Annotated in this window: 1 protein-coding gene; it reads right to left on the bottom strand. The window is 42.0% G+C overall.

All coding sequences use genetic code 11. From position 1 onward, the window contains the following. Position 1 precedes the first annotated feature (1 nt). A complete protein-coding gene (locus OA91_RS23765; protein ID WP_063340079.1) occupies positions 2-958 on the bottom strand; it encodes an IS30 family transposase in 957 nt (318 codons plus the stop codon). Between the last annotated feature and the right edge of the window lie 98 nt (positions 959-1,056).

Genomic DNA, 1,056 nt, shown 5'->3' with positions numbered 1-1,056 from the left:
CCTAGATCTCAACAATAAGTGACACACGCTTATTTAATAATACTTCAATTGGTGTGAGATAATTTAGCGATTTTCTCGGCCTAAAATTGATTAGCATTTGCGTGACTGTAATGTCCTGCTCTGTGAGCTGACCTATCGTGAATCCTTTTGGATAAAAGCGCCTCAATAACCCATTTGTATTTTCATTCAGGCCGCGTTGCCATGAGTGATAAGGCTTAGCAAAGTAGACTTTACACTTCAACGCCTTCGCTATACTTTGATGGCCTGCAAACTCACCGCCATTATCAAACGTGATCGTTTTACAAATGTGCTTAAAAGGCTTTAACAATTTTTTAATGGCTTTAGTGACCAACTTTTTTGTCTTGTTCTTAACTCGACAGGTCAATAAAAGTTTCGTAACCCGCTCCGTTAACGTCACTAAGTAACCATCTTGGCCGTAAACTGTATCGCCTTCCCAATGACCTATTTCTTGCTTGTCATCAACGACCTTAGGTCGCTGATCTATATCGATACGGTTAGGGATTAAATGAGCACCTGCCATCACGTCCTTACGTGGTTTATAAGGCCTTCCTCGCCTTGCCAATTTATCGCGCCATCCCTGTTCAAACACAATGTGGTAAACCGTATTGCAGCAGACTTTTAGAGCTGGTATCTCTTGTGCTAGTCGTCCTGCAATTTGCTCTGGGGTGAAACTTAATTTGAGGAAATTTTCCACTTTATCAATCAGTTCCTGACTACGTTTCGTCAACTTGTGGGCCTGCGTTCTGATCATAGAGGCATGAGTGTGGGCCTCCTCAGCACAATAGTGACTATTGGTGCATCGCTTAAGTTCACGGGCAATCGTTTTATTGCTGCGTTTCATCTTTATTGCGATGGCTCTTGCTGAAAAACCGAGTTCATTTAGACCTTGAATCTGGTATCGTTCGTTTAATGTCAGTTGCTTATATTGGTTGTTCATTTTTGGACGACCTTGGTGGATTGTGTGAGAACTCGAAGCCTATAGGCAACTGACTCTCTTATCTATACCAAGTGTGTCGGTTATTGCTGCAATCTAAG

This window comes from Marinomonas sp. SBI8L (assembly GCF_001624705.1).
Classification (GTDB): domain Bacteria; phylum Pseudomonadota; class Gammaproteobacteria; order Pseudomonadales; family Marinomonadaceae; genus Marinomonas.
This window is presented reverse-complemented; position numbering and strand designations above follow the sequence as displayed.

Excerpts from the sequence above, each read along its gene's own strand:
- OA91_RS23765 (WP_063340079.1), bottom strand. The coding sequence starts at position 958 with ATGAACAACCAATATAAGCAACTGACATTAAACGAACGATACCAGATT.